36 protein-coding genes and 1 pseudogene are annotated in these 21,598 nt (G+C 44.0%); 18 read left to right on the top strand and 19 right to left on the bottom strand.

Annotated elements, in window-relative coordinates; translation table 11 throughout:
* Window positions 1-16: 16 nt before the first annotated feature.
* On the bottom strand, window positions 17-1,645 hold the full coding sequence (groL, locus tag K0A89_10210; GenBank protein ID MBW6518859.1) for a chaperonin GroEL: 1,629 nt from the start codon (window positions 1,643-1,645) through the stop codon (window positions 17-19).
* A 9-nt stretch (window positions 1,646-1,654) separates the two neighbouring features.
* Entirely contained in the window at window positions 1,655-1,927 is a 273-nt protein-coding gene (locus K0A89_10205; protein MBW6518858.1) for a co-chaperone GroES, read from the bottom strand.
* Between the two features lie 121 nt (window positions 1,928-2,048).
* Between K0A89_10205 and K0A89_10200 the strand changes: the two genes are divergently transcribed.
* Entirely contained in the window at window positions 2,049-2,414 is a 366-nt protein-coding gene (locus K0A89_10200) for a 60S ribosomal export protein NMD3 (GenBank protein ID MBW6518857.1), read from the top strand.
* 18 nt (window positions 2,415-2,432) lie between these two features.
* Here the strand turns inward: K0A89_10200 and K0A89_10195 are convergent, their stop codons facing one another.
* Complete coding sequence (locus K0A89_10195; protein MBW6518856.1) at window positions 2,433-2,870, bottom strand: SAM-dependent methyltransferase; 438 nt, start codon at window positions 2,868-2,870, stop codon at window positions 2,433-2,435.
* A 33-nt stretch (window positions 2,871-2,903) separates the two neighbouring features.
* Window positions 2,904-3,104 (bottom strand): DUF2100 domain-containing protein, encoded by a 201-nt coding sequence (locus K0A89_10190; protein MBW6518855.1) that lies wholly within the window; start codon window positions 3,102-3,104, stop codon window positions 2,904-2,906.
* Between the two features lie 97 nt (window positions 3,105-3,201).
* On the opposite strand from K0A89_10190, the gene K0A89_10185 reads away from it, so the two are divergent.
* The 3 genes from K0A89_10185 to K0A89_10175 are packed head-to-tail and all read left to right on the top strand — an operon-like array spanning window position 3,202 to window position 5,672.
* Window positions 3,202-3,456 carry a thioredoxin family protein gene (locus K0A89_10185; GenBank protein MBW6518854.1) on the top strand — a complete coding sequence of 85 codons (255 nt, stop codon included), beginning with the start codon at window positions 3,202-3,204 and terminating at the stop codon, window positions 3,454-3,456.
* Between the two features lie 11 nt (window positions 3,457-3,467).
* On the top strand, window positions 3,468-4,658 hold the full coding sequence (pscS, locus tag K0A89_10180; protein ID MBW6518853.1) for an O-phospho-L-seryl-tRNA:Cys-tRNA synthase: 1,191 nt from the start codon (window positions 3,468-3,470) through the stop codon (window positions 4,656-4,658).
* A gap of 3 nt (window positions 4,659-4,661) precedes the next feature.
* The gene (locus tag K0A89_10175) at window positions 4,662-5,672 is read left to right on the top strand and encodes a DUF169 domain-containing protein (GenBank protein MBW6518852.1); all 1,011 of its coding nucleotides are present in this window, start codon (window positions 4,662-4,664) and stop codon (window positions 5,670-5,672) included.
* Window positions 5,673-5,690: 18 nt separating this feature from the next.
* On the opposite strand, the gene K0A89_10170 is transcribed toward K0A89_10175, so the two are convergent.
* The 7 genes from K0A89_10170 to K0A89_10140 all read right to left on the bottom strand — a co-directional run bounded on the left by K0A89_10170 (window position 5,691) and on the right by K0A89_10140 (window position 9,448).
* Window positions 5,691-6,308, bottom strand: a complete 618-nt coding sequence (locus K0A89_10170) for a nitroreductase family protein (GenBank protein MBW6518851.1) — start codon at window positions 6,306-6,308, stop codon at window positions 5,691-5,693.
* Window positions 6,289-6,579: a 4Fe-4S binding protein gene (locus K0A89_10165; GenBank protein MBW6518850.1), complete on the bottom strand. Its 291-nt coding sequence runs from the start codon at window positions 6,577-6,579 to the stop codon at window positions 6,289-6,291. The genes K0A89_10170 and K0A89_10165 overlap by 20 nt, the downstream gene beginning before the upstream one ends.
* Before the next feature lie 2 nt (window positions 6,580-6,581).
* A complete protein-coding gene (locus tag K0A89_10160) occupies window positions 6,582-7,592 on the bottom strand; it encodes a carbon monoxide dehydrogenase (GenBank protein ID MBW6518849.1) in 1,011 nt (336 codons plus the stop codon).
* 235 nt (window positions 7,593-7,827) lie between these two features.
* The gene (locus K0A89_10155) at window positions 7,828-8,211 is read right to left on the bottom strand and encodes a hypothetical protein (GenBank protein MBW6518848.1); all 384 of its coding nucleotides are present in this window, start codon (window positions 8,209-8,211) and stop codon (window positions 7,828-7,830) included.
* On the bottom strand, window positions 8,205-8,480 hold the full coding sequence (locus K0A89_10150) for a hypothetical protein (protein ID MBW6518847.1): 276 nt from the start codon (window positions 8,478-8,480) through the stop codon (window positions 8,205-8,207). Before K0A89_10150 ends, K0A89_10155 begins: the two co-directional genes overlap by 7 nt.
* A 27-nt stretch (window positions 8,481-8,507) precedes the next feature.
* The gene (locus tag K0A89_10145) at window positions 8,508-8,753 is read right to left on the bottom strand and encodes a hypothetical protein (GenBank protein MBW6518846.1); all 246 of its coding nucleotides are present in this window, start codon (window positions 8,751-8,753) and stop codon (window positions 8,508-8,510) included.
* Window positions 8,753-9,448, bottom strand: a complete 696-nt coding sequence (locus K0A89_10140) for an FAD-dependent oxidoreductase (protein MBW6518845.1) — start codon at window positions 9,446-9,448, stop codon at window positions 8,753-8,755. The genes K0A89_10145 and K0A89_10140 overlap by 1 nt, the downstream gene beginning before the upstream one ends.
* Window positions 9,449-9,658: 210 nt before the next feature.
* On the opposite strand from K0A89_10140, the gene K0A89_10135 reads away from it, so the two are divergent.
* The 3 genes from K0A89_10135 to K0A89_10125 are packed head-to-tail and all read left to right on the top strand — an operon-like array spanning window position 9,659 to window position 10,284.
* Window positions 9,659-9,952 carry a nucleotidyltransferase family protein gene (locus K0A89_10135; protein ID MBW6518844.1) on the top strand — a complete coding sequence of 98 codons (294 nt, stop codon included), beginning with the start codon at window positions 9,659-9,661 and terminating at the stop codon, window positions 9,950-9,952.
* Entirely contained in the window at window positions 9,945-10,121 is a 177-nt protein-coding gene (locus tag K0A89_10130; protein MBW6518843.1) for a hypothetical protein, read from the top strand. Before K0A89_10135 ends, K0A89_10130 begins: the two co-directional genes overlap by 8 nt.
* A complete protein-coding gene (locus K0A89_10125) occupies window positions 10,045-10,284 on the top strand; it encodes a DUF86 domain-containing protein (protein MBW6518842.1) in 240 nt (79 codons plus the stop codon). Before K0A89_10130 ends, K0A89_10125 begins: the two co-directional genes overlap by 77 nt.
* Here the strand turns inward: K0A89_10125 and K0A89_10120 are convergent.
* Window positions 10,244-10,996: pseudogene (locus K0A89_10120) on the bottom strand (methyltransferase domain-containing protein). The gene K0A89_10125 and the pseudogene K0A89_10120 overlap by 41 nt on opposite strands.
* Before the next feature lie 176 nt (window positions 10,997-11,172).
* Here K0A89_10120 and K0A89_10115 point away from each other — a divergent pair.
* Window positions 11,173-11,484, top strand: coding sequence for a DUF4258 domain-containing protein (locus K0A89_10115; GenBank protein MBW6518841.1), 312 nt, complete (start codon window positions 11,173-11,175; stop codon window positions 11,482-11,484).
* A complete protein-coding gene (locus tag K0A89_10110; protein MBW6518840.1) occupies window positions 11,481-11,735 on the top strand; it encodes a YgiT-type zinc finger protein in 255 nt (84 codons plus the stop codon). The genes K0A89_10115 and K0A89_10110 overlap by 4 nt, the downstream gene beginning before the upstream one ends.
* 387 nt (window positions 11,736-12,122) lie before the next feature.
* On the opposite strand, the gene K0A89_10105 is transcribed toward K0A89_10110, so the two are convergent.
* From K0A89_10105 to K0A89_10090, 4 genes are all read right to left on the bottom strand, one after another.
* Window positions 12,123-12,644 (bottom strand): PIN domain-containing protein, encoded by a 522-nt coding sequence (locus K0A89_10105; protein ID MBW6518839.1) that lies wholly within the window; start codon window positions 12,642-12,644, stop codon window positions 12,123-12,125.
* Complete coding sequence (locus K0A89_10100; GenBank protein ID MBW6518838.1) at window positions 12,634-12,804, bottom strand: ribbon-helix-helix domain-containing protein; 171 nt, start codon at window positions 12,802-12,804, stop codon at window positions 12,634-12,636. The genes K0A89_10105 and K0A89_10100 overlap by 11 nt, the downstream gene beginning before the upstream one ends.
* Window positions 12,805-13,175: 371 nt before the next feature.
* Entirely contained in the window at window positions 13,176-13,826 is a 651-nt protein-coding gene (locus K0A89_10095) for a hypothetical protein (protein MBW6518837.1), read from the bottom strand.
* A 442-nt stretch (window positions 13,827-14,268) separates the two neighbouring features.
* Window positions 14,269-14,898, bottom strand: a complete 630-nt coding sequence (locus K0A89_10090; GenBank protein MBW6518836.1) for a methyltransferase domain-containing protein — start codon at window positions 14,896-14,898, stop codon at window positions 14,269-14,271.
* Between the two features lie 237 nt (window positions 14,899-15,135).
* Here K0A89_10090 and K0A89_10085 point away from each other — a divergent pair, with 237 nt between their 5' ends.
* The 3 genes from K0A89_10085 (at window position 15,136) to K0A89_10075 (ending at window position 16,281) form a co-directional block, all read left to right on the top strand.
* Window positions 15,136-15,351 (top strand): hypothetical protein, encoded by a 216-nt coding sequence (locus K0A89_10085; GenBank protein ID MBW6518835.1) that lies wholly within the window; start codon window positions 15,136-15,138, stop codon window positions 15,349-15,351.
* 305 nt (window positions 15,352-15,656) lie between these two features.
* Entirely contained in the window at window positions 15,657-15,851 is a 195-nt protein-coding gene (locus tag K0A89_10080) for an antitoxin family protein (protein MBW6518834.1), read from the top strand.
* Entirely contained in the window at window positions 15,838-16,281 is a 444-nt protein-coding gene (locus tag K0A89_10075) for a PIN domain-containing protein (GenBank protein MBW6518833.1), read from the top strand. The genes K0A89_10080 and K0A89_10075 overlap by 14 nt, the downstream gene beginning before the upstream one ends.
* Before the next feature lie 50 nt (window positions 16,282-16,331).
* On the opposite strand, the gene K0A89_10070 is transcribed toward K0A89_10075, so the two are convergent.
* On the bottom strand, window positions 16,332-17,288 hold the full coding sequence (locus K0A89_10070) for a methyltransferase domain-containing protein (protein ID MBW6518832.1): 957 nt from the start codon (window positions 17,286-17,288) through the stop codon (window positions 16,332-16,334).
* A gap of 134 nt (window positions 17,289-17,422) precedes the next feature.
* Between K0A89_10070 and K0A89_10065 the strand changes: the two genes are divergently transcribed.
* Together K0A89_10065 and K0A89_10060 are read left to right on the top strand one after the other, a co-directional pair.
* Window positions 17,423-17,602, top strand: a complete 180-nt coding sequence (locus tag K0A89_10065; GenBank protein ID MBW6518831.1) for a hypothetical protein — start codon at window positions 17,423-17,425, stop codon at window positions 17,600-17,602.
* A 4-nt stretch (window positions 17,603-17,606) separates the two neighbouring features.
* On the top strand, window positions 17,607-17,825 hold the full coding sequence (locus K0A89_10060) for a hypothetical protein (protein MBW6518830.1): 219 nt from the start codon (window positions 17,607-17,609) through the stop codon (window positions 17,823-17,825).
* 10 nt (window positions 17,826-17,835) lie between these two features.
* Here K0A89_10060 and K0A89_10055 read toward each other — a convergent pair whose 3' ends face one another.
* The gene (locus tag K0A89_10055) at window positions 17,836-18,228 is read right to left on the bottom strand and encodes a hypothetical protein (GenBank protein ID MBW6518829.1); all 393 of its coding nucleotides are present in this window, start codon (window positions 18,226-18,228) and stop codon (window positions 17,836-17,838) included.
* A 377-nt stretch (window positions 18,229-18,605) separates the two neighbouring features.
* Here K0A89_10055 and K0A89_10050 point away from each other — a divergent pair, with 377 nt between their 5' ends.
* Genes K0A89_10050 through K0A89_10035 form a run of 4 tightly spaced genes read left to right on the top strand, consistent with a single transcriptional unit; the run spans window position 18,606 to window position 20,999 of the window.
* Window positions 18,606-18,869 (top strand): DUF742 domain-containing protein, encoded by a 264-nt coding sequence (locus K0A89_10050; GenBank protein MBW6518828.1) that lies wholly within the window; start codon window positions 18,606-18,608, stop codon window positions 18,867-18,869.
* A gap of 18 nt (window positions 18,870-18,887) precedes the next feature.
* Window positions 18,888-19,769: a DNA adenine methylase gene (locus tag K0A89_10045; protein ID MBW6518827.1), complete on the top strand. Its 882-nt coding sequence runs from the start codon at window positions 18,888-18,890 to the stop codon at window positions 19,767-19,769.
* A 30-nt stretch (window positions 19,770-19,799) separates the two neighbouring features.
* The gene (locus tag K0A89_10040) at window positions 19,800-20,723 is read left to right on the top strand and encodes a type II restriction endonuclease (protein MBW6518826.1); all 924 of its coding nucleotides are present in this window, start codon (window positions 19,800-19,802) and stop codon (window positions 20,721-20,723) included.
* A 21-nt stretch (window positions 20,724-20,744) separates the two neighbouring features.
* Window positions 20,745-20,999: a hypothetical protein gene (locus K0A89_10035; GenBank protein ID MBW6518825.1), complete on the top strand. Its 255-nt coding sequence runs from the start codon at window positions 20,745-20,747 to the stop codon at window positions 20,997-20,999.
* A gap of 263 nt (window positions 21,000-21,262) precedes the next feature.
* Here K0A89_10035 and K0A89_10030 read toward each other — a convergent pair.
* Window positions 21,263-21,598, bottom strand: a 336-nt coding sequence (locus K0A89_10030; GenBank protein ID MBW6518824.1) for a hypothetical protein, incomplete at its 5' end; no start/stop codon positions are given.

Below are 21,598 nucleotides of genomic sequence, written 5' to 3'. Positions count from 1 at the left end.
AAAAGAAAAAGAAGAGTTACATTCCCATGTAACTCTCAGGTCCCGGCATTCCGGGCATTGATGGTGTCTTTTCCGGAATATCGGTGACCAGTGCTTCGGTGGTCAGCATCAGGCCTGCTATGCTGGCAGCATTTTGCAGCGCGCTTCGTACCACTTTTGCGGGGTCGATGATACCGGCTTCGACCATATCCTTGAATGTGTCGGTCTTTGCATCAAAACCCATATTGGGATTGGATTCGCCTTTCAACTTCTCTACGATGACCGAACCTTCATTACCGGCATTTGCGGCGATCTGTTTGAGAGGTTCTTCCAGTGCCATCCTGACAATGTTAACACCGATCATCTGGTCGCCTTCCAGGGTCAGTTTTTCCAGTTCGGCTGCTGCCCTGAGCAGGGCGATACCGCCGCCGGGTACAACGCCTTCCTCAATGGCTGCCTTGGTGGCGTTCAATGCATCGTCCAGGCGCATCTTCTTTTCCTTAAGTTCTGTCTCGGTAGCTGCACCCACGTTGATCACTGCCACTCCACCTGACAGTTTGCCCAGGCGCTTCTTGAGTTCTTTCAACTTGTATTCTGAATCTTCCAGTTTGATGCGTCCTTCGAGAACAGCGACTCTCCTGGCGATATCTTCTTTTTTACCCTGTCCTTCAATGATGATGGTCTTTTCTTTGTTCACCCTGATCTTGCGGGCACTGCCCAGGTCTGAAAGCTTGGCGTTCTCAAGTTTCATGCCTTTTTCTTCACTGATGACATTTGCACCGGTGAGTGCTGCCAGATCTTCCAGCATCTCCTTGCGTTCATCGCCAAAGCCAGGTGCTTTGACCGCACATACCCTCAGAGTACCGCGAATGATGTTCAAAACGGTAGTTGCGAGTGCTTCGCCTTCAAGGTCTTCGGCTATGATGAACAGGGGTTTGTTTTCCTTGACCACTGCTTCGAGCACAGGCAGGAATTCTTTCATTGAGCTGATCTTCTTATCGAAGATGAGTATCTTCGGGTCTTCGAGGACCGCTTCCATCCGTTCGGTATCGGTGGACATGTAGGAGGAGATGTAACCCTTATCGAATTGCATTCCTTCCACTACTTCCAGGGAGGTTTCCATGGACTTTGCTTCTTCAACGGTAATGACACCGTTGGCGCCTACTTTTTCCATGGCATCTGAAATGAGGTTGCCAATGACCTCGTCATTGTTCGCTGAAATAGTGGCTACCTGGGTGATCTTTTCTTTCCCTTTGACGTCTTCGCTTATGGATTTGATGAATTCTACCACTTTTTCCGTGGCTTTATCGATACCACGCCTGATCTCGATGGGATTGGCTCCCACGGTGATGTTCTTCATGCCTTTGTGCAGGATAGCCTGGGCCAGCAGTGTGGCTGTGGTGGTTCCGTCACCGGCTACGTCCTGGGTCTTGGTGGCGACTTCCTTTGCCAGCTGGGCGCCCATATTCTCCAATGGGTCCTCAAGGTCGATCTCTTTGGCAATGGTGACACCGTCATTGGTTATCACCGGGCTGCCGTAGCTTTTTGAAAGCACGACGTTTCTGCCTTTTGGTCCCAGTGTTATTTTTACCGTGTTGGCAAGATGGTCCACGCCTCGCATGAGTGCGTGCCTTGCTTCATCATCAAAAGTTAGTTGTTTTGCCATTGTTTTCACCTACTCTATCTTTGCGATTATATTCTTCTGGTCAAGGACGATGTACTGTTCCCCGTTGATCTCCATCTCTTCAAAACTGTAACCAGAATAGAGAATGGTATCTCCCTTTTTGATGGGGCATTCTTTGGCGTCCATGGATGCGCTTGTTTCTACCACGATACCCCGTTTTTTCTTTTCCTTGGCAGATTCAGGTATGTATATTCCGCCCGCAGTCTTTTCGTCTTCTTTGACCGGTTTGATTAAAACTCTCTTACCTAATGGTACTATTTTCATGTCGTTACCCCGTTACAGATTTAAAAATTGTTTCTGTCAGTGAAGCGTCTTAATTGTTTGCAGTTCTATATAACAATTTCGTTTCATTCCAGTTAGGGAGGCTTTATGTAAAGAGATATGTATGAGTGTGAAGGGAACTATTCAGGATCTTAGACCGGGTGAAGAATTCATGGGACACGATGCAATTCTCCAGGTACGGGCAGACCGGCAGATGACCGGAGATGAGACCAGGTCGGTTTATAATATTGTCGATAAATATTGCAGCGGCGTGGACTACGAGTACCTGGAGGTCAAGCGGGGGATAGATGTCTATATTGCCAACGTGGCAAGTGCCAGGCATGCGGCTACCAGGATAATGAAAGTGCTGGGGGGCAGCAGGAAGGAGAGTTCGAAGTATTTGCGGGTGCAGGGAGGCAGGGTGTTGTACCGGTTCACGATCCGGGTGAAGCTGCCGAAGGAGAATTCGGGGGGGAAGTGTGGGTTTTGAAGAATATAATTTCTTGTCTTATTCCTCTTCCAGTTCTTGGTAAATCGTACTGAACTGCTCAAGAGCAGACCCCAGATTCTCGGCAATGTCCCTGGCCAGCACATCCGGGTCAGGCAGGTTCTCAGAATCTTCAAGACTTTCATTTTTGAGCCAGAAGATGTCAAGACTTGCCTTGTCCCGCTGCATGAGTTCGGCATAATCAAATACCCTGAACTGTGCAGTTTTCTTTCTGTCACGCCTGTTATCCGGATGATAGCATTCAATAAAATCCTTCAGACTATCGAAGGCGAGCGGATTTGTCTTCAGCGTAAAATGCTGGTTAGTCCTCAGATCATAGATCCATAACTTCTCACTTGCCTGTTTGCGGTCAAAGAACAGCACGTTAGCCTTCACACCCTGGGCATAGAATACGCCAGTGGGCAGCCGCAGCAGTGTATGAACATCGCACTCGGCCATATCTACCCCCAAAAAAAAGAATCTATTACTCCCTTAATCCGCAGTCCTGACCTTTTTCTCGACGCTCTTGCTGATCTTATCAACAGTATCCTGCACTTTAGCCAGTTTCTTGAGCAATTTATCAATATCCTCCTGGGATAAATCATACTCAGGCGCTGAGTCGATCCAGAACTGCTCCACGTCCAGCAGCCCATTAATTGCAGATTTTGTACGTTTGACCGTCGTTTCATCCATATGGTATAGTTATAGTGGAACAATCTTAATATATGTTGGTGCGGCAAGAATTGTCATAATACACACATATTATTGATATACATACATCAGGGAAGATATGAGTTTAGTTGAACTGTACTATTCGGACACGTGCGCTGATTGCCACAGTGTCAGGACCATGCTTATTGAGTTATTGCCCAAAGGCATTACCTTTAAAGAGGTAAACGCTTTGCAGGGTGAAGGTCTTGAGAGAGCGAAGCATCTTGGTATATCATCTGTACCTGCCATTGCCCTTGACGGTGAACTGATGCTGGTAGGGCGCATTGACAGGGATGATATAAAATACCTCCTGGACACAATTACCGCAGCATAGAAGGTGTGACATTGGACCTCAATTTATACAAGAACCTGGAAAGAAATGTAGAAGGCGTATTCATCAATGTACATCCCATCCAGCGGGGAGGGGTCCTGACGCCAGAGGCCCGCAAAGCACTGCTGGAGTTCGGGGACGGATATTCGGTATGTGATTACTGTTTTGAGTCCAGGGTTGACCTGGTCCAGAAACCCCCGGTGCGCAACCTGGTTCATGATATTGCTGAATTCCTGAACATGGACGATGTTAGATTCACAGCCGGGTGCAGGCACGCCAAATGGGCAGCCATGCACATGGCATGCGAGCCCGGTGATTCTGTTGTTGTGGACTCGCTGGCCCACTATACCTCGTACCTGGCTGCCGAGGCCAACAGGCTGAAGGTGTTCGAAGTGCCTCACAGCGGATATCCCGAGTTCAGGATAGAACCTGAAGGGTATGCGACCAAATTCGAGGAAGTAGAGAAAAAGACCGGTTCCCTTCCCACCATGGCAGTGCTGACCCATGTCGATTACCGCTACGGTAACATAGCCGATGCGGCCGGCGTGGGTAAGATTTGCAAGGAGTACGGTGTCCCGTTCCTGCTGAACACAGCCTATTCATCAGGTATCATGCCCGTGGACGGCAAGCGGCTGGGCGTGGATTTCCTGTGCGGTTCCGGACATAAGAGCTGGGCGGCTTCGGCCCCCATCGGTATCCTGGCCACCACATACGAGTGGAGCCAGCAGATATTTGACAAATCCAGCATCAGGGGTGAATGGAGCGGGCGCGGATTTACCAAAAAGGAAGTTGCCCTGTTCGGATGCGCTCCTGTCTTTGGCGCACCACTTATCACGCTTATGGCTTCGTTCCCGGCCGTGGTCGAGCGGGTCAGGCACTGGGATGAGGAAGTGGAAAATGCGCGATACCTGGCACGGCAGCTTGAGAGGATAGAAGGGTTCCACTTGATGGGTGTCAGGCCCGCAGAGCATACCATGATGAATTTCGAGACCCTGCCACTGCATGAGGTGGCCGAGGAGCACAAGAAACGGGGATATTTCCTGTATCACGAGCTGAAAAAACGCAAGATAATGGGATTACATCCGGGTATGAGCAAGAATTTCAAGATAAACACGTACGGACTCAGCCGCAAACAGGTGGAATATGTGGCCCGGGCATTCATAGACATTGCTAAAGAGAACAACATTCCCGTTGAAGAGGAATAGTACATGAAATACGCTGAAGTTTCCAGTCGATTCAGGCGGTTCTTTGAACTGCCGGCATCCCCCGTTGCAGTGAAGATAAACAGTGACAAGCCACATGACGAGCTTGCTCCACGGCGTTATTGTGAGATGGTACGGCTCAGTGCTTCCCACGGGGACACGTTTACGTTTACCGTTGATGACCTGTCGTGTGCCAGTGCCGAACTTGCCTTGGGATTCGAGGAGCCAAAATACGGTGAGGTCTACCCGAGGATAAAACCTGCTGATACCACCAGTGTCACACTTGCACCCCTTGAAAAAGCCGATTTCGAACCGGATGTGGTTATTGTAATAGGCAATCCCCGGAAGATCATGCGAATGGCAACCACACTTGGGAAGATACACGGCAGGGAAGTATCCTCTAAATTCAAGGGCGAGTTTGCCGTATGCGGTGAATGTACTGCCATTCCTGTCATGGAGAACACGGTCAATCTCTCGCTATTATGTGCAGGAGCCAGGATGTTCGGCGGGTACGAGAAGGACGAGATAGCAGTAGGATTCCCCATGCAGGAGTTCGAGGTGCTGGCCGAAGGGCTGACCAGGGATGAGATAACGGCGGCACTGTGCGGTTGTCTGATGGACGACCTGCCTTCCAAGGTGATAGATACCATACTTGGACTGGGATTCGTCAAGGGTACTGACCATTTCACGGGTCGGTTCGGGAACGAAATAGTACGGTTCTATACTCCTAAAGATACTAAGGGAAAAATAACATCAGTAACCCTGCATGTTCCCGTAAAGTTCAAAGATGCCGAGGCTGCCATGAGCGCACTTGACGTTGCTGCTGAGGTTTTCGAGGACCCCATGCTGTTTGGACAACGCGATAACTGGGTCGATGTGGCCCTGCCCGTGGACCTTGGCGAATCAATAAACCGTGCCGTGATGCGAGGCGAGAAGTTCAATTCATTGATGACGAAAGGTATCGATGTGCTCCTGGCCCATGTAGGTCGGTTCAAGAGGAAATCCCCGTCGAAATAACAAGAACAACAGAACCGATCAGATATCCAGGATGATTTCATCCAGCGCCCGCTTTGGCACATGGTGGACGTCTTCTTCATCACGCCAGTACTTGATATCTCCCTTAGTCCCTGCTGTTTCGACCACGACGTCTTCCTTTGGCTTGCCCAGTGCCAGTACCAGTAATATCTCATAACGGGGCGGGATGCCAAGAGCCTTTCGCAGCCCGTCGCGTTCTATAGAACCGATGATACACCCGCCCAGCCCCATTTCGACCGCACCCAGCAGTATGCTCTGGGCTGCTATACCGTGGTCCACACCGGCTGAGCTTGAAATGTCAGTGTCGCATACTATGATTATGTAAGCAGGCGGGCGTTCACCTTCAGCAGGCCCCTCCCGGTCTTTCAGGTATCCGGCCCAGGCCAGGTGGGGGAATATCAGGTCGTTCTTACCGGATTCACAGGATAGGATGTATTTCAGTGGCTGCAGGTTGGCACCGGAGGCCGAGTACCTGGTAAGGTCGATGAGTTCCCGCAATGTTTCAGGTGCTATGGTTTCTTCCTGGTGGAACCTCCGATAACTCCTGTTCTTTCGTATGAGTTCTTTAATCATGACCATCACCTGTTTGAACGTTCTGTCATGAGCAGCACGCGTCATCACCGGCACCGCAGGTGGGCTCATCCTTCCCTGTCAGGGCGGCATAGAACATGGCATACGCACAACCCACGCCGCTCTCAACGGTAATAGCGCCGGTCGGGCAGTTCATCTGGCAGGCCCCGCACTCCATGCAGGCGAGATAGTCTGCTAGCCGGACCTCATTTTCACCGGGAGCAAAGACCGCATGGGGGCAGACGGTGGTGCACATCCCGCAGTTAATGCACTTGACAGGGTCATATTGGAGCGTGTTGGAGCGGTATGAATCGAACATTGTTACCATCCCGTAATTCGTAATATGGCGAGAATAATTAATGTTGCTGTTCCTGATGCGAACATCCATGCCATGACGCGTGTGTAGGTGGATATCTCTTTCCTGACCCCGGTGACTGAAGTGAATGTTGTGGAGCCTGTGAAATTCAACGATATGAATGCTGTGACTGGCGGCATGAGCAGCATGGGAGTGATAGCTCTTGAAATATGGATGCATGGAGCGGGTTCTATTCCGTACCGGTACGCTGCAAGTGCAAAGGGGAGCGCGATGAGCCCGCCCAGTAGGAATCCTTTACTGCTGAAGTCCTTTGTGGGGATGAACGGCAACAGGATGGGGAAGAGAAAAATACCCGCCAGCATAGCAGCGGCAGCACCTGCAGCCGCAAGGGGGCCTGAGGCAAAGTACAGGATGATGGATATGACCAGGAGGTACGGGAGTACTTTGACCAGCTCGACAGGAAACAAGACCAGGCGCTCTATTACATTGAACTGCACCCTTCGCATCTCAGGAGTGGCCTTGTGTGTCTTCAGGTATGCCGACAGGTCAGCTGCGCGCACAGGCCCGTATTCTACCCGAAAACCGCTGAGTTTTTTCACTTCGTGGGCTGAAACGCCGGTGGCACCCAGTTGCGGCAGGATGAGCACGCGATGGTTGACCTTATCGGCCAGTCCGGTTATGTGGATCCTGTTTACCAGTTCACCGGTACCGAATGTGCCCTTGCCGGCAGCGCACCATACATTGATACCCTTTGTGTCCAGCACCAGGATATAGCATTTCATCCAGTCATCCAGGGACGAGCGCACTGCGTCAAAGGACAGGGTATAGTTGGCGGTGACGAACACAGGGGAGTCTGGTGTGGGATTGCCCAGTGAGTACAGGCCGGGTTCGACGAGGTGGCCTGAACGGTTAATACCTACTCGTGCACGGAGATGGTCCCAGTGGTCGGACAGGGTAAGATGATTGGTGGTAGGATGTACCGGGGGAGTTGTGAACGTGAAGATAGTACCTGACATTTGATTTATCTGTTTATCTCTTTGACTGATATAGATATCGCAGAATTATGGTGGGCGGAAGAAATTATCTTTTCAATGCACTTCATGAGCATAGACCACACCCAATCCGCACTTTCCTGTCCGGGCGCCGGGCTGGTGCATCAGGGGCGGCGCAGGTGAGTGGAACAGGGAGAGCGGGGGCCGAGTGATTGAAGACACAGGTGGAGGAAGATGATTGTTCAACAATGCATGTTAATCACATGCTGTTGGGCTCAGTTAGTATTATAATCTCAATTTCAGAGATCACTTCTGCAAGTCCTATCTCTTCAGAGGATTTGACTTGTGTGCCAATATGTTTATGGTGTGGATATGTCGAGATTTCTTTATGATGAGGTGCATTGTCATATCTGAACATTAACTTTCCTTTACTATTTGAGAGGTTGAATCTATATTTAGGCCGTTGTTTTCCTATCAGGATATATTCCATAAAATTGAGCGAATAACCACCCAGAAATAACAAACTTCCGGTAACCATTCCCTCGCAACTGCTGAATTCTTTGAAGTCAATTGTTTTATCAACTATTAGTTTTGAATTGCTTAACAGGACTTCGATTGACTTGAAATAGTCTGCGATCACCAATAGGTTACCACCGATCTGGCTTTACTAATGTTATCTTCTAATGTTTCGAGGCCTCTTATGAGTCCCCACCATTCAAAAAAGTCCTGTGAATCGTCAAGGTTCCCGCTATCAAACTTTTCTTTGAATTCGGGAGATGTAAGCTGGTATTTTTCTTCGAATTTCTTGATTTCACTTTTCAGTAGCTTAATTTTTGATTCTAACAGTATTATTTCTCTGTTTATTGAATCTTTTACTACAGGAGCTGCATCGTTAGAAATTGCTACTTCCATGTTTTTAGACTATGCAGATGTTATTTATTAAACCTTTGCGAATCTGGACGCTTGACATTCTGAAATCACATCCCTGTTCCCCCTGTCCTGGCGCCGGACATGTGCATCAGGGGCGGCGCAGAGCGAGTGGAGCACCCTGTGAAGTGAAACCGAGAGGGAGGAAAGAGAGTATCCCCTGGTTGTGTGTTGGAGGACAGGCATCTGGAATAAGCGGTGACGATAAGGATGCACATGCATACCAGACCTGGCATTGCAGGGCTCTTCATAGGACATCAATACCCGTAAAAGTCCTCGAAAAGTATCCTTTCCTTTGGGACCTCCATCTCTTCAAGCAGCTCTCTCATACTCTGAACCATTGATGGAGGGCCGCAGATATAGAAAAATGACTGCAAAAGATCCGTGACCTCTTTCTGGATCATGGTACGATCGATCCTGCCACAGATGCCTTTCCACTGGTCAGATGGTCTGGTGCAGGTCAGGACCATCGATAACCTGCCGGATCTCATCATACTCCTGAACTCGTCGGAGAAGATGATATCCTCCTCGGTCCTGTTGCTGCAGATGAGCACGATGGTATTGTCAAGATACCGGTCCATGGAATATTTAATCATGCTCCGAAAAGGGGTCACTCCGATACCGCCTGCCAGCATCACGATATTTTTTTCCTGCTCATTGAGGATAAAAGAGCCGCGAGGGCCATCAAGACCCAGTTCATCTCCCACTTCCCTGGCCTTTAATGCATCAGAGAACTCATGCCCTGTGAACTTCTTGGTGATCTCGAGATATCCTTCTTCGGTGGGACTGCTGGAAAGTGAGAAGGCCTTCTGGATCATGTTGCCATTGTTCTCAACCTGCACCATGACATACTGTCCTGGAAGGTAAAGGAAGTCCTGCGGTCTGTCAAACCGGTAACTTCTGACGTTGGTTGTTCTGTCTATTATTTCTGTTATCTGGAATTTCCGGAACATAGTAGCCCCCGTAAAAGATTATGTGAGTCTTGTATATTTAGTTAATGTTTTACCTGCTAATTTCGGTGATAGTCAGAGTGGATAATGGAGAATGGGCAACAGGAGAATTGAAGAAGGAATGATGGTATGGTAATAAATATGATTATTTAGCATAACAATGAAAAATATTGAATGCTTGAATTCCTAAACATATACAATGAGAAGGATACAATGAAATCCAAACAAGTCATTCTGGATAAATTATTAGAAGAAGACCACCTTCTAAAAAAAGAATATCAAGTTAAAACTATTGGTATATTTGGGTCTTATGCCAGGGACGAACAAACAGAAGCCAGTGATGTAGATGTCCTTGTTGAATTTGATAGTCCAATGGGTTTTTTTACATTCATTAAACTTGAAAATTATCTTAGTGAAAAATTCGGCATAAAGGTTGACCTTGTGACCCCTGATGCATTAAAACCATTGATTAAATCTAATATATTGGATGAGACAGTTTATGCCTAAAAAAAGGAATGTTATTCTGTTTATTCAAGATATTCTTGAAGCCAGTGCAAATATTGAAGAATTTACACAAAATATGGAATTTGAAGAGTATTTTGCGGATAAAAAAAACCAGGGATGCAGTGGTAAGAAATCTGGAAGGAATAGGGGAAGCTGCGAAAAAGATTCCTGATAAAATTAAACAAGGATATTCAGAAATTGAATGGAAAGCTGTTACAGGATTGAGGGATAAGCTTATCCATGAATATTTTTGGGTCAGTAATTCAATAGTCTGGGAAACAGTAACTACTGATATTAAAATTTTGCTTTTGACTCCTCACTTTTCAATTTCCTGAAAACATACAGATTCTCATGTCCTATCCGCAAAAAGGTATACTTTGTCCCGCTCCAGTTCTCCCTCGTCCCTTTCATCTTCCACTGCAACTTGATGATATTCTCCCGCAGCACAAATCCCACATCAAGAAATGCCTGCAGGACCCTGGGAGTAATAGGAATGAAATGAGCATGCTTGCGGGCATCACCCATCAGGATAGCGCAGTGCTTCCCCGGTTTGAGGACCCGGATGGATTCGGCCACAACCTGCAGCATTTCAACGGGAAATTCATCGATGCTGTGGACACTGGACAGGTCGCCTTCAACTAACTCATGAGTGTACGGGATGATGTGTGCATACGGCGGATGGGTAGCAATAAAGTCAATTGAGTTGTCGGGAATCTTATCGAGATTGCAGGCGTCTCCTACGGATGTTTTAATTTCCGGCTCTTTGTATTCTTCATCGAGGGGGATATATGAGAAGTCAAGCCTGTTGCGTGCGACTATGACGGCATCGGGATTTATATCAATCCCGATGGCGTTGCGCTGGAGGAGTCTGCACTCGACCAGGGTGGTGCCGTTGCCTGCCATCTGGTCAAGGACGGTGTCATTACGGTCTGTGTAGCGGAGGATGAGGTTGCGGGGGATGTAGGGTGACCAGTTGCCGCGGTAGTTGCCTTTATGGGTGGCCCAGTCCCCGCGGTCCGGGAATGACCAGACTGTGGTGGTCTGGGGTTTGAAGGCGGCGGGAGCGGGAGGTTAGTACCACGAATGAGGAATAGATATGTGTGCATCCATCTCAGGTGAAGATAGATTTAAAGTTGATATGGTATCAATATAGGCAACAAATGACAAGCAATAAATATTTTTAATTCAGTAAAAAATGAAGTTCAATATTGGGGAGTTTTTACATGGAAATATCTGACATTAAAAGTGCCATTCATTCAGACAGAATAAGAATTACTGACCATTCTGATGAAGAGGCGCAAAATGATAAACTCTCATATAATGAAATTTTTCAATCAGTTTTAACGGGTATGATCATTGAAGATTATTTTGACGATAAACCTTATCCGAGTTGTTTGATATATGGAAATACATACAAAAATGAACCTGTTCACAGCGTCTGGGCATATAATGAACAGACAAAATGGGCTGTATTGGTAACAGTATACCGTCCTGATCCCTCGAAATGGGAAAACTGGCAAAGGAGAAAAGAATGAACCAAACAATACCGTTTGAAAAGTGTCCTGTTTGTGGCGGTGACCTCGAGGAAAAGCAAGTCGAGAAACTGCTCAAAGGAGGAGTTCACACGGCTGTAATTAAAGTAAGGGCAGAGGTTTGCCTTCATTGTGGTGAGCGTCTTTATTCGCAGGAAACTGTCAAGCGCTTTGAAGATATCAGGACAAAATTGGAGCGCAAAGACGTTTCGAGTTTTAAGCAGATAGGTCAATCGTATCAGGTCATTGCATAAAATTCAACCGATATACAATCTCTTATACTCCATAGTATTATGGGTAACAACCCATCACACAAAAATTATATTTTAACAGCCATAACACCGATCCACCACCACCAACTGAATCTACCTTCCCATTACTGCCACTTAATCAACAGCATACTCACACGGTCTGCCCCCCTGCCCGGGCAGGCGTATAAATGCATCAGGGGCAGCGCAGGTGATTGGAGGAATGGATGGGATCAGGAATATTGCACACAAGATGATTTGTGGGTATATGGAGGATTTACTGGTGGGAAAAAGGCATACAAGAAAATCCTCCCTACGGTCGGATTAACTTGAGTACACAAAGTTATACTTTATGTACAATCAAAAATGTTTTATTTTTACTTCTTCATGTTCCTATTTCAACCTGTGACCAGCATCATATTCCTTTAACGCCTGTTTAGCATTTTCAATGAGCTTTGAAGTAACATATAAAGATGAAATTTCCTGCAGGTTTTCCAGTGCTTCTACTGCTTCATTATAAGGTATAACTCTCACACGGTATGCTCTGAGAAGTATGCCTATGGAACCAGCGGGTTGAATATCCTGTGATCTTAGAATGTCCCTTACGTCGAGATCATCGGTCAGGACGAGATTGATACCTGTATACTTTGCCAGTGTTATTACGGTTGCATCGGCGATACTAATATCATATTTAAGTGAGTAATATTCTACCCGGTCTTTTTTGTTCGATCCAAGGTCAACGATCTCAAATACTTTTGATTTAATCTCATCGTTACCTGGCAAGTTGCAGGCTTTAACTTCGCTGTAGACCTCATGGGTCACAAGCACTGTACTGAAGAGTGAAAAACACGCTATTTTGCCTATCTCAGATAAATGGATGATGGGGTCGGCATCCGAAATTACTTTAATCTCCATAAAGGCCCCATTTAATGTCCTCTTCAACTGCTGCTTCAAGTCTCACCAGTTTTTTACGTTCCACCATGTTACGTACGGCATCCCTGATGGCTTCTGAACGATTGGCATACCACCCTTCTTTTATCAATCCATCAAGTTCAGCTACAAGTTTTGATGTCAATTTAGCAGGGATTGTTTGCAATTGTATCACCATGGTATACTATGAACGGTTAAACATAAAATCTTTTTGCAAAAAGGCAAAGCATTTGAGTATTGACTGACGGGAGGCGGGAGTGTATCGATGGAGGGGGGCAGGCGACGTGCATGGAAGATGTGGTAGGGGCAGCTGAATGGCCCACCAAAAGCCCGCCAGAAGAATAGAAAAGCGCCTGCCAGCCCCCCTCACCACAAGGGCAGGCGGAGCTTACGAGGAGGGGCACCCTGTGAAGTGAAAACGAAGGGGCGGAAGGAGAGCTGAAGAAGGGATGGGATTTTGCTTATTTAAATAATCTTGGAAATATATTTTTGGTGGCTATTGCTAGTTTATAGTCATTATTTCCTATTTCGCCTGATTACAATTGCAAATAAAAGTGTCATTATTGCCAGAAAAACCTCAAATCCAGCAGTCTTTTCGCCCGAGCTAATATTATTTGTAACTTCGGTTTCCGGGTTATTTACCTGTACCAGAAAACCGTAGGATACATCACCTATCTCTTCCCATTCGACAAATATATTCAAAACGTAAAGCCCGGGCTCAAGGGAGAGATTTATTTCCGGCTCACGCTCTAAAGGTAGCATGTTCGAATCCCCCCATTTCCCTTGTAAACGCCACGCTCTAGTCTCATTTACAGCCTCTCTAAGTTCATCTTCATCTGTGACTCGAGTAACGCTAAATCCTAACTCTTCCAGGGGTTCCTGAAGGGGAAGAATTAGGTGTGCTGTAAATGGTGACATGGTAAACAAAGGCTCTGCTGGTGTTATAATGCCAATAGTATCTCCACATATTGAATATGTCTCGTTTTCTACCTTCCAACAATAACTACCTATTCCAGAAGTCTGTTCATTCCCGTTTATCTTAAGGATTGATGGAGGTGGATCTGCGCTTGCAATGCCAGCAACCAAAAAGAGGGACATTATCGCTATTCCAGCCACTATTATGAAATTATTCCATCTTATTTTAATTGATAAAATGTCTAATCCCATATTCATTATCCCATTCTCCCATACTCAACTATTGTTTCCTTAACTTATATAACAATTATGTTTAATGAAATAGATTATGTACCCCCATCCATCAGGCAAAGGGACACGGATTTCACGGATTTACACGGATTTGCAGTGGCATCTGATAACATAATTTTGGTATAGTATTGAAATGAAAACGGCCACCCAGATCAATCGAAAAGCGCCTGCCAGCCACCCACACCACAAGGGCGGCTGGAGCAGGTTGGGAGAGGTACCCTTATGAGTGAACCGAAAGGGTGGGCATGAGAACTGAACAAGGATAAGGGCTGGTTTTCATTATTTTTTAGACACAGATTTCACGGATTAACACTGATGAGATGTTAAGTCATCAACACAACTTATATATTTTAACAGCCATGGCGGCACTCCACCGGCACACCAACTGTTTACCCACTTTCCATTACCACCATTTCATACTATTCTTAAATATCGCTTTTGACTCATCACGTTTCAGTTCCCTGAAAACATACAGGTTCTCATGCCCGATGAGCAAAAAGTTGTATTTTGTCCCGCTCCAGTTCTCCCTCGTCCCTTTCATCTTCCACTGCAACTTGATGATATTCTCCCGCAGCACGAATCCCACATCAAGAAAAGCCTGCAAGACCCTGGGTGTAATTGGAATGAAATGAGCATGCTTGCGGGCATCCCCCATCAATATAGCGCAATGCTTCCCCGGTTTCAGGACCCGGATGGATTCGGCAGCCACCTGGCGCATCTCACGGGCAAATTCATCGATGCTGTGGACGTTTGAGAGGTCGCCTTCGCCAGTCTCACGGGTGTAGGGGATGATGTGTGCATAGGGGGGATGGGTGGCGATGAGGTCGATGGAGCTGTCTGGGATGATATCAAGCGCGCGGGCATCCCCGACGTATGTTCGTATGTCGGGTTCGCGGTATTCTTCATCAAGGGGCGTGTAGGGGAAGTCCAGCCTGTTGCGGGCGACCATGACGGCATCGGGATTTATGTCAACCCCGATGGCGTTGCGCTGGAGGAGTCTGCACTCGACGAGGGTGGTGCCGCTGCCTGCCATCTGGTCAAGGACGGTGTCATTACGGTCTGTGTAGCGGAGGATAAGGTTGCGGGGGATGTAGGGTGACCAGTTGCCGCGGTAGTTGCCTTTGTGGGTGGCCCAGTCCCCGCGGTCCGGGAATGACCAGACTGTGGTGGTCTGGGGTTTGAAGGTGGCGGGGGCGAGTTTTTGCAGAGGTTTATTATTGCTTATTTCTTATGGGCAATCGTTATGAGGATATACATCCAATTTAAAATCATGCCTGAATCAATAACAATTGAAGATGTATACCATGAGCTTCTGGCAATAGAGAGAAAAATGGTAACAAGAGATGATCTGGACGCTCTGGTTGATTCAGTTGAAATTCTCAGTGATCCAAAAACGATGACAGCACTGCGCAAAAGTGACCTTGACATTAAAGAAGGACGGGTTAAGGAAGTTACTTCTGTTGAAGCGATGCTCGGCGAGCTATGATCCGGGTGGTCAAAAGAACGGATACTTTTCTTGATTCTCTAAGAGCAATCAGGAAAAATAACGAAGCACTTTCTGAACTTGATAACAAACTCAAGAGGCTGCAGGATGACCCTCTGCATGTGGGAGGCTGGCTTTCGGGCGAGCTGCATGGTAAGAAATCGACGAGAATTTCAAGAAGATATAGGTTGATATTTACTCCAGAATGGCAATCGTTATGCATCAGGAAAAAGAATATACACTTTACAGGATAAATAAAAACATTATTAGTTCTTACCAGTACAGATTTAGAACCTGAGGAATTCATTATGACAGAAACAGAGATAATTGACGCAGTTTATGAGAACGGGGTTCTTAAACCTTTACAAAAGATAGAACCTTGTGAAGGCAAAATAGTTGAGATACGCATACGGAAAGTGGAGAATATTCTGAGAGAAACGTCTGGAATATTCAAAGGAAAATACGATAAGAAAATGAGATATGAGATGTATGATACTCATTGATTCCTCTGTTTTCCTGAAACATTTTCTTGAAGGTGATGCAAGAGCACATGATTTTTTGAAAAACGCTAAAGATAAAGCGGTTATTTGTGATGTTATTGTAAATGAAGTAATTTATATTTTAATGAAACAATACATTGTAAATAAATACGATCTAAAACACTACGATGCTATTGATCATCTTAAAAAGCCAGATATTTTCCCGGAAGCATTTAAAAATGCGTTTATTTTTACAAAATTGATAACAGCCATTGACTGCGAAGTACTTCCTAATGCGAGATACTTTGAAATGATGGATATTATGGGAAAATACAACCTTCTTCCGAATGATGCTTTGATCGTTGCTACTTGCAGAGCCTATGGAATATCCAGGGTTGCAACATTTGACAGCGATCTAAAGATTGTGGATTTTATCGAGCTTATTGAATTATAATTCTCTTTCTGCTCATCCTGACCCCTTTTCTCAACTATCTCGCGCCATCCCTACCACCATTTCATGCTGTTCCTGAATTTAGCTGCCGATTCACCATCCTTCAATTTCCTGAAAACATACAGGTTCTCATGCCCGATGAGCAAAAAGTTGTATTTTGTCCCGCTCCAGTTCTCCCTCGTCCCTTTCATCTTCCACTGAAGTTTAATAATATTCTCCCGCAGCACAAATCCCACATCAAGGAAGGCCTGGAGAACCCTTGGAGTAATGGGAATGAAATGAGCATGCTTGCGGGCATCCCCCATCAGTATAGCGCAATGCTTCCCCGGTTTAAGCACGCGGATGGATTCGGCAGCCACCTGGCGCATCTCCTTGGCAAATTCATCGATGCTGTGGACGTTTGAGAGGTCGCCTTCGCCAGTCTCATGGGTGTAGGGGATGATGTGTGCATAGGGGGGATGGGTGGCGATGAGGTCGATGGAGCTGTCGGGGATGATATCAAGCGCGCGGGCATCCCCGACGTATGTTCGTATGTCTGGTTCGCGGTATTCTTCATCAAGGGGCGTGTAGGGGAAGTCCAGCCTGTTGCGGGCGACCATGACGGCATCGGGATTTATGTCAACCCCGATGGCGTTGCGCTGGAGGAGTCTGCACTCGACGAGGGTGGTGCCGCTGCCTGCCATCTGGTCAAGGACGGTGTCATTACGGTCTGTGTAGCGGAGGATGAGGTTGCGGGGGATGTAGGGTGACCAGTTGCCGCGGTAGTTGCCTTTGTGGGTGGCCCAGTCCCCGCGGTCCGGGAATGACCAGACTGTGGTGGTCTGGGGTTTGAATGCGGCGGGGGCGAGTTTTGAAAGATCCCACTTTATTTGAAGTTTTATCTTCACTCCTCCAATTTTAACCTCGTCGTTATGTTTTAAAAATTTTTTAAAATCGTTATGAGAAACCTCTTTCATATAACTGTAATTTGATATCATTTCGTTTCCTGATTTAGATTCTATTCCATCCATTGCTCTCAAAATTTGGGTTTTTATTCTTTAATGTTTGTATTTATTCGTAGACAGTTTATTGTAAATAAACTGTAACTAAACTGTAAGTATTTATACTACTTAAATCAATATGGTAATTGAATTGGGGAAACTTTATGAAAATAAATGAATTAGCAAATTTACTGAGACAAACCTCAAAAAAATTCGAAAATAAATGTGTACTTCTTCCAACTGAATTTGTCAAAGTTATTCAGGGAAATGAAGTGGAAGAATCATGGAGTGAAATTAGCATTGGAAAAGTAGTTTATTATCTTGCAGATATGTTAGAGGAGTAATCAAATGATGAAAACTGCTAACAAATCCAAATGTCCAAAATGTGGTTTTGGCTTTTTTGAAAGTGAACCAAATCGTTATGATATTTTTGAATATGTCCATGGTGATTTTGAAGTACTTAATTCAGAATATGTAGAATGTGAAATGAGAATTTATTGTAGAAGTTGTAAAAGTGAAATCGATAAAAATGCATCACAGAAAGAAGGTCACATAATTGTGAAATAGATATGTAACACTATAATTCCTCATTTAAATACCAGAGTTCGGGTCTATTTGGACTATATTGCTTATGTTTTTTATTTTCCATAGATGTAAATCTAGGTGGTGGGGGTTGAAATCTTCCTATACTCATACATAAATTATCAATCTCTTTATATTTGCATAATACTGCACGCACCCACCCAAGGAAAAATAATGTTGGCGGGTCAAACTTACTTTCGCTGGTATAGTTTATTGCTTGTTCAACGATGAAAAGTTGCATCAAAGTTGCAATAATTATTATGCTATTTAATTCATGTTCAAATTTTATTCCATTGAATCTTTTGACAACAATTTCAGGATCCTCACCATAGAAAATATCATCAAATGTTTCCAATAATTCTTTTTGAAGGTCAGGACGACTTCTCAATTTCAAATCGAGATCAATTATCAACCTTAAATGGTTTGGTCTGAAGTGGTCATTTTTTTCTTTTAACCATATCTGAAAATTAGTTTTAGCATCATATTTTTGTCTTAATCCCTTAGGAACTTTTTATTGGTCGAAAAATTGATAATTCTACTCCATTGTTATTAATAAGAATGACATCATGTTCTTCAAAAGGCAGATCGATAGCCCTTTTAATGATGTCATGCATTTTCATATTTAATCCCCAAAGAATCTCAAATTAAGGGTTTAGCGATTCAGTGTAGAGGTCAATATAAAAATTTTCATAAATATAGGTAGTTACATATTAATTACAATATAACTGTAACTAAATTTAAAACAATCTATAACCAAGTAGAAATATGAATAATTGGGACTTGATCAGCTTTGTAAAGTCAAGCGATAAAAGATTCCGAATTTTATCATTAATAATGGATGCTGTAAGTACACCAAGCGATATTTCAGCAAAACTTGACATTCCAATAAGTCATGTTAGTAGTACATTAAGTGAACTTTCTGAAAGAGAATTAGTTATTTGTCTTACTCCAGAAAGAAGAAAAACAAAGTTATTTCAAAGCACTGAAAATGGAAGGAATATTTTATCAAAAATTAAAGAGATCGAGTGAGAATAGTCGGTGCAAAAGATGAGTATAACAATACAAAAAATACAGTACAGTGCTCAAGTTGAGAAATTTGATAATGGATCTATTAATGTCCCAACATTCATTAAATGGGCAGGTGGAAAAACTCAATTACTAAATCAATTCAAATCGTTTTTCCCAAGAACATTTAACAAATATTTAGAACCGTTTATTGGAAGCGGAGCCGTATTTTTTTTAATAAAAGAAGTATACCAGCCCGATGAAATCATTCTATCAGACATAAATCCTGAATTAATAAATTGTTACAAAGTTGTACAAACTCAACTTTTGGAATTATTAGAATTGCTCAAAGATCATCGAAAAAATCACAATAAAGAATATTATTATTCTATTCGAAATCTGGATACCAGTATTTTATCAGAAGTTGAATTGGCTGCAAGATTTATTTATTTAAATAAGACATGCTTTAACGGTTTGTATAGAGTAAATTCCAAGGGAAAATTCAATGTTCCAATTGGAAGTTATAAAAACCCTAAAATATTCAAAGAGGAGATTTTGGAAAGAGCGAATTCCATGCTTCAAGATGTTGATATAATTACTATGCCTTTTGAAAATGTATTAAATCATGCTAATGAAGGGGATTTTATTTATTTTGATCCTCCATATCATCCATTATCATCTACATCGAATTTTACGAGTTATACTAAAAACTCGTTTTCGGAAAAAGACCAGAATCGTTTAGCTGGTGTTTATCGCGAACTTGATAAAAAAGGCTGCCAACTAATGTTGAGCAACAGTTATTCAAATTTGATTTTAGAATTGTATAGTGATTATAGAATTGAAAAAGTAAGTGCAAAAAGGATGATAAACTGCAATGGTAATGGAAGAGGGGCAATAGCGGAAGCAGTAATTTTGAATTATTAAATTTTACAAGGTAAAAGTGGTCCAAAGATTATGAAATATATTCAATTTTATCAAAGAAACAAAATTTCCGAAAAAGACGTTTTTGATTCATTAATTAGTAGCTTAAAATCCTCGATTAAAGTTTGGGAATATTTTATTAATTGGGATAAAGTAAATAAAAATATTAAGGACATTAATATCGAATTAAATTTGTTAAATTCACTAATTGGTTCATCAAATTTAGAAGAAGATTTTAAAAGTTTAATAAAAAAATATCCCAATACAGTAAAAGTCATTCCGTTTTTATTAGCAGTAAGAGAGACTGAATTTGAAATTCTAAAAGATTACAAAAATCGAGATTTAAGTTATTTAAAATTTGACTTTAAACACCAAAATCAAATAACTGATGAAAGTGCAGAAAAATATTATATATTTATCAAAAAAAGCGGATTAATAGAACTCTTTCATGATAAAAAAATTAAAAATTTTGTAGATTATGTGTTTGGTGTGGAAGTAGGATTAGATTCAAATGGACGAAAAAACAGAGGTGGGACTCTGATGGAAGAACTTGTCGAAGTATTTTTAAAACAGAGTATGGAAAAAAATAATGATTTGGAATACATTCCGCAAGCAACTCCATCAAGAATTCAACAAAAATGGGATTATGAAGTAAAATTTGAATTATCTGCTAGAAGTTTTGATTTTGCCATTTTTAATAACAAAACACGAAAATTGTTTTTAATTGAAACTAATTTTTATAATGGAGGGGGATCAAAATTAAAATCGGTTTGCGGCGAATTTAAATCCTTGTTTAATGAACTTCAAAATCAAAATATAGAACTAATTTGGATCACAGATGGAAAAGGATGGGTAACTACTAAGCGACCACTGGAAGAGACATTTAATAATAATAATTATTTATTCAATATTAGTTTGATTGAAAAGGGAGTTCTTGATGAAATATTTATTGAATGAATATAATGTTGTTATAATTTGATGTTATCAGATACATCAAGCTCACCCCTTATTTCAAGCCCAGCTGCCCGTTTCTGCCTCACTCACCCGGCCCCCACCACCCCGGGCCCGGTCGAGCCTTCACTGACCGGGGGCAGCCACTCGCGAGATTCATGGTGCCCGGGTCCGGAGGGGGATACGCTAAATCGGGTGTCCATTCTGGTTCAGACTCCGGCCCCCCTCCTGCACTGGTGCCTGGGTGCGGGAGGTGATGCGCTGTATGTTGGGGTGGGGTAGTTGTATTCAGATGTTGTGCCGGTGGAGTGCCGCCATGACAATAAAAATATATTTTTAATTAAATTGATTAAACCGCAGATGAACGCGGATGAACGCAGATATTCCAGCCAAAATCAGATAATCTTCTATTTTTTGCCTTATCTTTTGAATTAGAATTCATCTTAACCTTCATCTGCGTTTATCTGCGTTCATCTGCGGTTCATTTATCCACTTTCCGGTAAACCTAAATCATATCTAATCCCAGCCGCCCGTTTCTGCATCACTCACCCGGCCCCCACCATCGCACGCTCCACCCCGGGCCCGGTCGAGCCTTCACTGGGTGGCGGCAGCCACTCGCGGGATTCATGGTGCCCCGGTCCGGAGAGTGGATACGCTAAATCGGGTGTCCATTCTGGTTCAGACTCCTGCCCCCCTCCTGCACTGGTGCCTGGGTGCGGGGGTTGTGCGCTGGATGTTGGGGTGGGGTAGTTGAATTCAGATGTTGTGCCGGTGGAGTGCCGCCATGACAATAAAAATATATTTTTAATTAAATTGATTAAACCGCAGATGAACGCAGATATTCCAGCCAAAATCAGATAATCTTTTATTTTTTGCCTTAT

The organism is ANME-2 cluster archaeon (assembly GCA_019429385.1).
Lineage (GTDB): Archaea > Halobacteriota > Methanosarcinia > Methanosarcinales > Methanocomedenaceae > Methanocomedens_B.
Note: the sequence above shows the minus strand (reverse complement) of the source record. Positions and strands in the feature narration are given on the sequence as shown.

Coding starts and splice junctions, on each gene's coding strand:
- K0A89_10085 (MBW6518835.1), top strand. CDS start 15,136: ATGCCTGAATCAATAACAATTGAAGATGTATACCATGAGCTTCTGGCA.
- K0A89_10175 (MBW6518852.1), top strand. CDS start 4,662: ATGAAATACGCTGAAGTTTCCAGTCGATTCAGGCGGTTCTTTGAACTG.
- K0A89_10185 (MBW6518854.1), top strand. CDS start 3,202: ATGAGTTTAGTTGAACTGTACTATTCGGACACGTGCGCTGATTGCCAC.
- K0A89_10130 (MBW6518843.1), top strand. CDS start 9,945: ATGCCTAAAAAAAGGAATGTTATTCTGTTTATTCAAGATATTCTTGAA.
- K0A89_10195 (MBW6518856.1), bottom strand. CDS start 2,870: ATGGCCGAGTGCGATGTTCATACACTGCTGCGGCTGCCCACTGGCGTA.
- K0A89_10145 (MBW6518846.1), bottom strand. CDS start 8,753: ATGTCCTATGAAGAGCCCTGCAATGCCAGGTCTGGTATGCATGTGCAT.
- K0A89_10165 (MBW6518850.1), bottom strand. CDS start 6,579: ATGTTCGATTCATACCGCTCCAACACGCTCCAATATGACCCTGTCAAG.
- K0A89_10110 (MBW6518840.1), top strand. CDS start 11,481: ATGAACCAAACAATACCGTTTGAAAAGTGTCCTGTTTGTGGCGGTGAC.
- K0A89_10040 (MBW6518826.1), top strand. CDS start 19,800: ATGAAATATATTCAATTTTATCAAAGAAACAAAATTTCCGAAAAAGAC.
- K0A89_10090 (MBW6518836.1), bottom strand. CDS start 14,898: ATGGCAGGCAGCGGCACCACCCTCGTCGAGTGCAGACTCCTCCAGCGC.
- K0A89_10190 (MBW6518855.1), bottom strand. CDS start 3,104: ATGGATGAAACGACGGTCAAACGTACAAAATCTGCAATTAATGGGCTG.
- K0A89_10140 (MBW6518845.1), bottom strand. CDS start 9,448: ATGTTCCGGAAATTCCAGATAACAGAAATAATAGACAGAACAACCAAC.
- K0A89_10060 (MBW6518830.1), top strand. CDS start 17,607: ATGATGAAAACTGCTAACAAATCCAAATGTCCAAAATGTGGTTTTGGC.
- K0A89_10105 (MBW6518839.1), bottom strand. CDS start 12,644: ATGGAGATTAAAGTAATTTCGGATGCCGACCCCATCATCCATTTATCT.
- K0A89_10080 (MBW6518834.1), top strand. CDS start 15,657: ATGACAGAAACAGAGATAATTGACGCAGTTTATGAGAACGGGGTTCTT.
- groL (MBW6518859.1), bottom strand. CDS start 1,645: ATGGCAAAACAACTAACTTTTGATGATGAAGCAAGGCACGCACTCATG.
- K0A89_10200 (MBW6518857.1), top strand. CDS start 2,049: ATGAGTGTGAAGGGAACTATTCAGGATCTTAGACCGGGTGAAGAATTC.
- K0A89_10070 (MBW6518832.1), bottom strand. CDS start 17,288: ATGGATGGAATAGAATCTAAATCAGGAAACGAAATGATATCAAATTAC.
- K0A89_10095 (MBW6518837.1), bottom strand. CDS start 13,826: ATGGGATTAGACATTTTATCAATTAAAATAAGATGGAATAATTTCATA.
- K0A89_10045 (MBW6518827.1), top strand. CDS start 18,888: ATGAGTATAACAATACAAAAAATACAGTACAGTGCTCAAGTTGAGAAA.
- K0A89_10115 (MBW6518841.1), top strand. CDS start 11,173: ATGGAAATATCTGACATTAAAAGTGCCATTCATTCAGACAGAATAAGA.
- K0A89_10035 (MBW6518825.1), top strand. CDS start 20,745: ATGTTATCAGATACATCAAGCTCACCCCTTATTTCAAGCCCAGCTGCC.
- K0A89_10065 (MBW6518831.1), top strand. CDS start 17,423: ATGAAAATAAATGAATTAGCAAATTTACTGAGACAAACCTCAAAAAAA.
- K0A89_10075 (MBW6518833.1), top strand. CDS start 15,838: ATGATACTCATTGATTCCTCTGTTTTCCTGAAACATTTTCTTGAAGGT.
- K0A89_10050 (MBW6518828.1), top strand. CDS start 18,606: ATGAATAATTGGGACTTGATCAGCTTTGTAAAGTCAAGCGATAAAAGA.
- K0A89_10205 (MBW6518858.1), bottom strand. CDS start 1,927: ATGAAAATAGTACCATTAGGTAAGAGAGTTTTAATCAAACCGGTCAAA.
- K0A89_10150 (MBW6518847.1), bottom strand. CDS start 8,480: ATGGAAGTAGCAATTTCTAACGATGCAGCTCCTGTAGTAAAAGATTCA.
- K0A89_10135 (MBW6518844.1), top strand. CDS start 9,659: ATGAAATCCAAACAAGTCATTCTGGATAAATTATTAGAAGAAGACCAC.
- K0A89_10160 (MBW6518849.1), bottom strand. CDS start 7,592: ATGTCAGGTACTATCTTCACGTTCACAACTCCCCCGGTACATCCTACC.
- K0A89_10170 (MBW6518851.1), bottom strand. CDS start 6,308: ATGACGCGTGCTGCTCATGACAGAACGTTCAAACAGGTGATGGTCATG.